At 56.6% G+C, this 8314-nt stretch carries 10 protein-coding genes; 9 read left to right on the top strand and 1 reads right to left on the bottom strand.

Going from position 1 to position 8314, the window contains the following annotated elements; genetic code table 11:
• Nucleotides 1-239: 239 nt before the first annotated feature.
• The 9 genes from ACNKH3_RS02700 to ACNKH3_RS02660 all read left to right on the top strand — a co-directional run bounded on the left by ACNKH3_RS02700 (nt 240) and on the right by ACNKH3_RS02660 (nt 7750).
• Nucleotides 240-1979 (top strand): RHS repeat domain-containing protein, encoded by a 1740-nt coding sequence (locus ACNKH3_RS02700; RefSeq protein ID WP_420208152.1) that lies wholly within the window; start codon nt 240-242, stop codon nt 1977-1979.
• Nucleotides 1980-2062: 83 nt separating this feature from the next.
• A complete protein-coding gene (locus tag ACNKH3_RS02695) occupies nt 2063-2245 on the top strand; it encodes a hypothetical protein (protein ID WP_420208151.1) in 183 nt (60 codons plus the stop codon).
• A gap of 114 nt (nt 2246-2359) precedes the next feature.
• Nucleotides 2360-2629: a DUF4160 domain-containing protein gene (locus tag ACNKH3_RS02690; protein WP_420208150.1), complete on the top strand. Its 270-nt coding sequence runs from the start codon at nt 2360-2362 to the stop codon at nt 2627-2629.
• Nucleotides 2630-2634: 5 nt separating this feature from the next.
• On the top strand, nt 2635-3009 hold the full coding sequence (locus ACNKH3_RS02685; protein ID WP_420208149.1) for a DUF2442 domain-containing protein: 375 nt from the start codon (nt 2635-2637) through the stop codon (nt 3007-3009).
• 362 nt (nt 3010-3371) lie between these two features.
• The gene (murD, locus tag ACNKH3_RS02680; protein WP_420208148.1) at nt 3372-4772 is read left to right on the top strand and encodes a UDP-N-acetylmuramoyl-L-alanine--D-glutamate ligase; all 1401 of its coding nucleotides are present in this window, start codon (nt 3372-3374) and stop codon (nt 4770-4772) included.
• Nucleotides 4759-5268, top strand: a complete 510-nt coding sequence (locus ACNKH3_RS02675; RefSeq protein ID WP_420208147.1) for a nitroreductase family protein — start codon at nt 4759-4761, stop codon at nt 5266-5268. The genes murD and ACNKH3_RS02675 overlap by 14 nt, the downstream gene beginning before the upstream one ends.
• Before the next feature lie 55 nt (nt 5269-5323).
• Entirely contained in the window at nt 5324-5638 is a 315-nt protein-coding gene (locus ACNKH3_RS02670) for a YggT family protein (RefSeq protein ID WP_420208146.1), read from the top strand.
• Between the two features lie 42 nt (nt 5639-5680).
• On the top strand, nt 5681-6022 hold the full coding sequence (locus ACNKH3_RS02665) for a DUF167 domain-containing protein (protein WP_420208145.1): 342 nt from the start codon (nt 5681-5683) through the stop codon (nt 6020-6022).
• Nucleotides 6023-6031: 9 nt separating this feature from the next.
• On the top strand, nt 6032-7750 hold the full coding sequence (locus tag ACNKH3_RS02660; protein WP_420208144.1) for a hypothetical protein: 1719 nt from the start codon (nt 6032-6034) through the stop codon (nt 7748-7750).
• 24 nt (nt 7751-7774) lie between these two features.
• Here ACNKH3_RS02660 and ACNKH3_RS02655 read toward each other — a convergent pair whose 3' ends face one another.
• On the bottom strand, nt 7775-8173 hold the full coding sequence (locus ACNKH3_RS02655) for a rhodanese-related (seleno)protein (protein ID WP_420208143.1): 399 nt from the start codon (nt 8171-8173) through the stop codon (nt 7775-7777).
• Nucleotides 8174-8314: the final 141 nt, after the last annotated feature.

The raw sequence follows: 8314 nt of genomic DNA, 5'->3' as shown, positions 1-8314 counted from the left end.
TCGCCGCGAACGGAAAACCGCCCATGGTCATCATCTGCGCCATGATGCGCAAGCTCGTGCATGTCGCTGTCGGCATCCTCAAATCAGGCAAAATGTTTGATCCGGCCTTGCATGGTGCTTGACGCGGACAACAGTATCTACGTACCGAATATTCCCGCGATTTAGTCGGCAACATCACCAAAATAGCCAACCCGAACCAGACTGAAACCACGGTTGCCTACGACAAGGTCTATCGCACCTTGCAGCGGATCAACCGCCAAGTCACCAACGGCGGCAAGATCAACTCCGCCTACGGCTACACCTACAACGATCTGGGCCACATCACCAAAACCGTGAACCAGTACGGCTGGCGCAAGCCGTCTGTCGTGCAGGAAAGCTACAGCTACGACGGCCTGCACCGTCTTTCCGGCTTCAGTTTGTATCCGCTCCAGAACAATGGCGGCACGGTCAAGGAGACGTGGAACTATGACCCCGCAGGCAACCGTCTGAGCTGGGCGGCCAACGACGATCTTCAGACCAACACCCCTTTTGACGGCTTCAGCAGAACCTACGAATACAACGAAGCCAACCAGATGCTGGGCATGACGCACGATGCGGGCAAGAAGAGCAAGAACTACGCCTACGGCTACAGCTACGACGAGAACGGCAACCGCATCAACCGCCAGCTTGCCGATGCCAGCGGCCCGCAATACGGCGTGGATTACAGCTATGACCCTGAAAACCGCCTGATCGAGGCTCTGGACTACCAGCTCACCGGCAAGAACGGGAAGAACCGCATAGACCGGGCTGTGACCTCGCTGGAGTATGACGGCGGCGGTCGCCGCTTAGTGCAGCATTACGACCCCAAGAACGGCGGGGGCGGCGTGGACAAGCGGGATGAGTACGTCTTTGACGGGCTTGATCCGGTTGCCGAGTACGACAAGCTCAACGGCCAGCGGACGGACTACTACCGGGGCGAGGGCGGGAATATTGCCCTGATGCACCAGTACAAGGGCGGCACGCAAGGGCAGATGTACTGGTATCATTACAATAACAAGAAGGATGTGGCAGGGCTGACCAAGCAGAACGGCAACTCGCACCACAACTACCGCTATGAGCCGTATGGGGCAGTCTTGCCTGAAAACGGCAATTTCACCGATCCGCACAACCACTACACCTTGACGGGCAAGGAGTTTGATGAGAACACGGGTTTAGTGTGGTTTGGCGCACGGCATTATGAGCCGGAAACTGGGGTGTGGATGGGGCAGGATGTGTACAGGGGGAGGTTGAGTGAGCCGGGGAGTTTGCATAGGTTTGGGTATGTCTATAATAATCCCGTTAATTATTATGATTTTTTAGGCTTTGATGCAGCATTAATAGTAACTGCGAATGAATTTCATGCAGGGGATAAAGTATGGCATCAGCTCTCTACCAGAGAAGATGATCAAGATGCGTATCATAAAAAAGGAGAAGCTCTTCAGAAAGAGTTGTTTTACGAGGAAATACGAAGATTTCTTGACGGAGAAGAGGAGAGATTTAGCGATGGTGTATATCATTTAAAAGCATCAAGTCCTGATGATGTGATCAGTATCATGAAATATTTTGAAAAAAACAATATAAAGATTAGTTATTTTGAATTTTACGGACATGGAGACAAAAATGGTATCTACTTTGATTATGGTCAAGAGCAAGAGAATGGAGAAAAAAGAGTAAAATCATTATTAATGAATAATCAATCTATTGATTATTATAGAGATGGAACTCGTGATTATCACGTGAAAGATATTCCCAGTAGTGTATTCAGTATAAATGCCAAGATCCTTCTGAATTCTTGTAACACTGGCGACAGCAATGGCATTGCATCGGAATTAGCATCTCATTTGAATTCAATAGTTGAAGCTCCTAATACTACAGTTAATTTTGATGGATATAAAGCGTATATTGATGGATATAAAGGATTATTTGGAGGTGCTTGGAAATTATATCGACCTAATGATTAAATGACCCGTAAGTAATGTAGGGTACATCCCATGCACCATTTCCGGCTCCATTTGGCCGCAACATCCTTCCCCCGCCCCGGATCATGCGAATAATTGCCGCAAACGCCGGGCAGGGGCAAAAAATCGGCTGGCGGATGCTTTCTTGCGGGGCATGGATTTTTAATCGCAAGCCCTCGCGTTTTAATCGCGGCGGCCTGCGTTCTTTCATCAGCAGCCCGCAATTAAAAATCAACGACCTGTCTTTTCATCGCAAGCCTTCGCGTTAAAAACGCAAGCCCACGATTTCTTTCATCGGCAGCCTGATATTTAAAATCATGCGCCCGATTTTTTATCGCGGGGACGTGCGGCAATAAACTAAGCAACTTCAAAAAGAGAGCAACATGCCTTCAATTTCAATGTTCTACGGCATTATCGTTTATATGTACTGCATGGACAGCAAGCAGCACAATACGCCGCATATCCATGTTCGCTGCCAAGGAAATGAGGCTGTGGTTGCTTTGCCAGACGGTGAGGTTCTTGAAGGCGAATTGCCAAAAAACAAAATGAAGCTGCTTCAGGCTTGGATTGAGCTGCATCAAGATGAACTGATGGCGGACTGGGAACTGGCATTGTCAGGAGAACATCCGTATAAGATTGATCCGTTGCGGTGATTGCAATGAATCCTCGTGTTGAAAAAATACTGAAGATTGACTTTCCTGTTCTGACGTTGCAGTTCAAAAACGGGGAAATCAAGAATTTTAGCTGCGAGCCATACTTGGATAAAGGTTTTTTCCGCGAGCTGCAAAATGTTCAATATTTCAGCAAGGCAAAGGTTTTAGACGGAACTGTGGCTTGGCCGCACGAGCAGGATTTTTGCCCGGATACTCTCTATCTGGAAAGTCATCCAACAACCGATCTTCTTGAAACCTATGAGGACTTGCGGGAACTGCGAGCGGCGAAAGAGCAGGCCGCCGGGCAGAAGCCGGTTCCGCTGCATGAGGTTGTCGCCGAGCTTGGTTTGCAGCCGCGCCTTGCCGACGGAATGCAGTAAGGAGGATTCCAGCCGTTGTCTCCTCGCCTCCGCATAAAAATCGGCGGGCGGATGTTTTCTTGCGGGGCATGTGATGCTGTTCAAATCCCCAACAGCATACCCAAAGATATAAGAATTTTCTGCTCCGTCCGCAGCCGCCGTAAATTTCCCGCGCCATTTACCTCCCTCTTCCTTCTATGTTGTGCTATATTAGACAAATCCGCCGGGCGGCGCGGGTGCAGGAACGTCTGCCGCTGCTTGATGCCTTTGCGGAAGAAAACACACAGGGCTGACAGTGCCTGTTGAATTTCGGCGAATTGCTTAAAAAACTATGCCGCCGCCATTGCGGCTTGTTGAATATCATGATCGAACTGCAACCTAGCATGAAAGCCGTCATCGTCGGCCTTGGTAAATCCGGCTTGGCGGCGGTGCAATATTTGCACAGCTTGGGGCTGCAAACTGCGGCCTCGGAATATAAAAAGCAGATCACGGCGGAAGAGCAGGCCGTGCTGGCAGCGTGCGGCGCGGCGGTGGAACTCGGCGGCCACACGCCGGAATTCTTTGCCGCTGCCGAACTGATTGTGGTCAGTCCCGGCGTGCCGACGAATTTGCCGGTGCTGAACGCTGCCCGCAGCCGGGGCGTGCCGGTGGTCGGCGAGCTGGCTTTAGCCGCAGGGCGCATTCCAGTGCCGGTGATTGCCGTGACCGGCTCGAACGGCAAAACCACTGTCACCAGCCTGATCGGCCAGTTGCTGCGCAGCTCCGGCAAAAAAACCTTTGTTGGCGGCAACATCGGCACACCGGTTTTGGACTGGCTGCGCGAGCCAGACGATGCCGAAGCAGCGGTGCTGGAGCTGTCCAGCTTTCAGCTCGACATGGCGGGCGAATTCCGGCCTGACATCGCCCTGCTGCTCAACCTTTCGCCGGATCATATTGACCGGCACGGCAGCTTTGAAAACTACGCCGAGGCCAAACGGCAGATTTTTGCCCGGCAGGGCAGGGCGGACATCGCCATTCTTGGCGCGGATGACCCGTTGGTGGCGGCCAAGCCAGTGACAACCGCCGGAAGCGTGCTGCATTTCGGTACGCAGCTAGGCTGCCGAGCCAAAATCGAAGGGCAACAAGTGCGCTTGGAACCCGGCTTTGGCGTGGACGGCGCGGCGGAGTTCTACGATTTGTCCGCCACCCGGCTCAGTTCGCTGGTCAATGCCTACAACGCGGCGGCGGCGATTTTGGCGGCGCGGGCCTTTGGTTGTTCTGTCGAAGGAATCAAAGCGGGTTTGGCCGCCTATCAACCGCCGCTGCATCGGATGACTCCTGCCGGAGAAATCAAAGGCGTGCGTTTCATCAACGATTCCAAGGCGACCAACATCGGCGCAGTGCAGGCAGCCTTGGCTGGTTTCAAGAAAGACGTGATTCTGATCGCAGGCGGGCGGAACAAGGGCGGCGATTTCAACGAATTGATTCCTGTTTTTCAGCAGCATGTCAAGCAGGTTGTGCTGATCGGCGAGGCCGGGCTGGATTTGGCCGCAGCTGCCGAAGCCGCTGGAATCGGGCATCAATTCGCAGACGACATGGGCGATGCCGTGCGCAAGTCTTTTGCAGCGGCAAAACCAGGGGAAACCGTGCTCTTAGCTCCGGCCTGCGCCAGCTTTGACATGTTTAAAAATTACGAACACCGTGGGGATGAGTTTATGCGCTGCGCGGCGGAACTGGCGTTGATCCACCACACCGCGAGGCGGTTTCCGTTTAACCTGAAAGGAGGCTCGAATGGACATCTTTGAGGCGATTCACACCCGGCGCAGCATCAGGCAGTTCACTGGCGGCGAGGTCAGCGAGGACACGGTGCGGCAGATTTTGTCCGCCGCCATGTGCGCCCCGTCGGCAGGCAACGGCCAGCCGTGGCAGTTCGTGGTTCTGCGTGACCGCGCTCTGCTCGACCGCATCCCGGAGATTCATCCCCACGCCCTGATGACCCGGCAGGCATCGCTGGGCATTCTTGTCTGCGGCGATCTGCGCTTGGAAAAATATAAGGGCTTCTGGGTGCAGGACTGTTCCGCCGCCACGCAGAATCTGCTTTTGGCCGCGCACGGGGCCGGACTGGGCGCGGTCTGGACAGGCGTTCATCCTGACGAGCCTCGGACAGCGAATTTCCGCCAGTTCTTCCGGCTGCCGGAAGATGTTGTCCCCTTCTCCTTTGTGCCGATGGGGCCTCCGGCGCAGCAGCTCGCCCGCAAGGACATTTTCCTGCCGGAGCGGGTGCATCTGAACGGCTGGTGATCAGCTCAGACCAAAAGAGCGGCCCTTGCGCCGCTCCAAACCAACTCACTTCCTCATGTTCATTCTCGGAAATTTCCTGCTCGCTCTTGCCAAGCTGATTTATTTAGTCTCCAACGCCTACATCTGGATTGTCATCGCCAGAGCGGTCATTTCTTGGGTCAACGCCGATCCCTACAATCCCATCGTCCGCTTTCTCATTCAGGCCACGGATCCGGTGCTGCACAAAATCCGCCGCTGGCTGCCGCCGATGGGCGGGCTTGACCTCAGCCCGATGCTTCTGATCTTCGGCATCATTTTTCTCCAGAGCTTTCTGGTGCCGACCTTGCAGCATCTTGGCGCGATGTTGTCGCCGGAGACGGTCCGGTTTTAGAAAAAACTATCTTCCGCTCTGAAAATATGTTTCAATTGAGGCATGAACGCGCCGCCATCCGCCGCTGATCCGCTGCCCTGCCTGCGCGCCCGCGCTGACGGCAGCCTGCTCCTCGCCCTCCATGTCCAGCCGGGCGCGGCCCACACCGAGCTGGCCGGACTGCATGGCGGCGCGCTGAAGCTGCGCCTTGCCGCGCCGCCGGTGGACGGCAAGGCGAACAAGGCGGCGGTTGATTTCATCGCCGCACTGCTGCGTCTTCCCAAATCCGCCATTGTCATCAGGAGCGGCCTGGCCAGCCGCGCCAAGACCCTCCTGCTGACCGGCATTGCTGAACATGAAGCCCGCTCCCTGCTGGAGCAGAACCGAGGCAGCTCACCCGGCTGACATCCTGCGATGATGAAAAAAAGACCGTTTCCTCCCAAAGTCCCGCTCCCGAAGACACCACCGAAAAAGGCGGTCAAGCCCAAGCCGCCGCCAGCAGTGAAAAAAGGGCCTGTCAGCAGTGTCAGCGAGACCTTTGCCGCTTTTTTCCGCCTTTGCAAACGGCGGCTGCTGCCGGTGCTGGCCGCCGCGCTTCTGTCCACGGCAGCGGGCCTGATCCTGCTCGCCGGGCTGGGCTGGGGCCTGCTGACGTTGCTGGGGATGAATGCCGGGCAGGCGATGAGCCTGTTTCTTGACAGCAAGGGGCAAGCAATGCTGGCCAGCCCCGTGGACCATCTGCCGCTGCTGGGCTGCTGGGCGGCAATGCTGCTGGCGGTCTTTCTGGTCTGGTCATGGATATGGACAGCCATGCTGGCCGCCGCTGTTGATGAGGGGCACGGAATCATAGAGGCCCTTTGCACCGGCTGGAAGAATCTCTTCCCGATGCTGTGGGTGAACATGCTGTTCCTTGGCCTCTTCTCTTCCTGGCTGGGCCTTGTCATGCTGATGATGCCGGCCGCAGCGGCAGCCTTGTCCTTTCTCATCCCGGCGTTCAGCTTCAATATTCAGGAGATCGGCCTGGCGGGCGGCTCCATCATTTTCATGGCCGCAGGCATCATCGGGATGCTGCTCATCATGCTGCTGGTCATCTCAGTGCCGCTGTCCATGATCTTCGCCTGCATCGTGCTGCTCGACGAAGGACGCAGCGGCATGGACGCGCTGCTGGCCAGCCGCTTTTATGTGCGCGGCTGCTGGTGGAACACTTTTTTCAAACTGCTGCTGATGTGGGTCATCTTGTCCATGCTGACCATGCCGCTGTCGCTGCTGCACTTCTTTGTGGATATTCCGGGTCAGCAGCTGGCGGCGCAGCTGATTTCCTTCTGTTTCACCATGCCGCTGTCAATCTTATATATGGTGACAGTGTACCGCGACCTCAAGCAGGCTTCGGGGAAAGCTGACCTCAGCGCTGTCTGGCACTGCTTATGGATGCCGATGGCCTTGATCGGCATCCTGCTGCCGCTGCTGGCGCTGCTTGGACTGGCCCTGACCGGCGGGCCGAAAAAAATGGAAGATCTGTTCAGCCGGATCTTGGGCGGCGGCGCGCCGTCCGCGCCAGTCATCGAGGAGTCTGCCGCACCGCCGCCTGCGCCGGAGGTGCGGACGCTGCCCTCGGTTGACGGCTTCATTGTCTGGCGCGACCCGACAGGCGACACCGGCAATCCGCTGCTGGACATCCGCGAGGTCTCCGCGCTGGGCAAAGACGGAACGCTGGAGCTGACCGTGACAATGGCCCAGCCTTTGCCTGACTACTTTGCCGCCGCCGGGCCGGACGCTTTTGACCCGCTGGTCAAATTTTATTTCGATGTGGACATGGACACGGCCACCGGGGCCGCCGCAGGAGGAGGACAGGAGCGGGGAGGGTTTGATCTGGAGCTGGACGTGCTGCTGCTCACCGGGCCGGACGGCGGAGGCCGGGCCTATCCCAGCATCTACGCCCTCAGCCGTGCAGGGAGGCAGTCGCTGGCCCCGCTGGAGGAAGGCACGGCGGCAATCAGCGGCAACACGCTGACCCTCCGGCTGCCCTACAGTCGCATTGACGGAACTCCGGGCGGCAGATTCAAAATCTGCTTCCAAGAGGCGGCGCAGCGCGAGGACAGCTTGTCCCGTGAGCGGACGGTGCCCCTGCGGTAGACAGGGGCATCAGCGGGCGGCGGCTTATTTGATTTCCTCCACCGGATAGCCGCCGCTCTGCCAGTCGTGCCAGCCGCCTTCCAGCACATGCACCGTTGTGAAGCCTGCCGCAGTCAGTTGAGATGCCAGACCGGCACTCTTGCCTTGACCTGCTCAGGCGCAGTAAATCACCAATTTTTTGTCTTTAGGCGTGCCCTTCACCCAAGAGTCGATTTTTTCCTCGGCAATCCAGACCGAGCCGGGAATCTGCACCTTGCTCTCCGCCCGCTGCGCCTGCGAGCGTCCGTCAATGATGATCAGCTCGGCGCCGCCAAGCTGCGGCTTCAGCTCCTCCTTGGTGATCAGCTGAAACTCCGCTGCGGCGGCTGAGGACAGCCCGGCAAGCGCCAGCAGCAGGGCTGCCAGCAGGACAATGCTTCTCATTGTATTTCTCCTTGTGAATTGAGGTTGTTGCGGAAAAGCCCCGCCGCTGCGGCAGCGGCCCGTTCCGGCTCTTCAGCACAGCATAACACAGCTTTGTCCGCAGTTGAAGCGGACTCTGCCTCCGCGCTGTTCTTTTTCCTG

This window comes from Candidatus Electronema sp. JC (assembly GCF_048287365.2).
Classification (GTDB): domain Bacteria; phylum Desulfobacterota; class Desulfobulbia; order Desulfobulbales; family Desulfobulbaceae; genus Electronema.
The sequence above is the reverse complement of the archived record's forward strand: the minus strand, read 5'-3'. Positions and strand labels throughout refer to the sequence as shown.

Coding starts and splice junctions, on each gene's coding strand:
- ACNKH3_RS02695 (WP_420208151.1), top strand. CDS start 2,063: ATGCGAATAATTGCCGCAAACGCCGGGCAGGGGCAAAAAATCGGCTGG.
- ACNKH3_RS02690 (WP_420208150.1), top strand. CDS start 2,360: ATGCCTTCAATTTCAATGTTCTACGGCATTATCGTTTATATGTACTGC.
- ACNKH3_RS02685 (WP_420208149.1), top strand. CDS start 2,635: ATGAATCCTCGTGTTGAAAAAATACTGAAGATTGACTTTCCTGTTCTG.
- murD (WP_420208148.1), top strand. CDS start 3,372: ATGAAAGCCGTCATCGTCGGCCTTGGTAAATCCGGCTTGGCGGCGGTG.
- ACNKH3_RS02675 (WP_420208147.1), top strand. CDS start 4,759: ATGGACATCTTTGAGGCGATTCACACCCGGCGCAGCATCAGGCAGTTC.
- ACNKH3_RS02670 (WP_420208146.1), top strand. CDS start 5,324: ATGTTCATTCTCGGAAATTTCCTGCTCGCTCTTGCCAAGCTGATTTAT.
- ACNKH3_RS02665 (WP_420208145.1), top strand. CDS start 5,681: ATGAACGCGCCGCCATCCGCCGCTGATCCGCTGCCCTGCCTGCGCGCC.
- ACNKH3_RS02660 (WP_420208144.1), top strand. CDS start 6,032: ATGATGAAAAAAAGACCGTTTCCTCCCAAAGTCCCGCTCCCGAAGACA.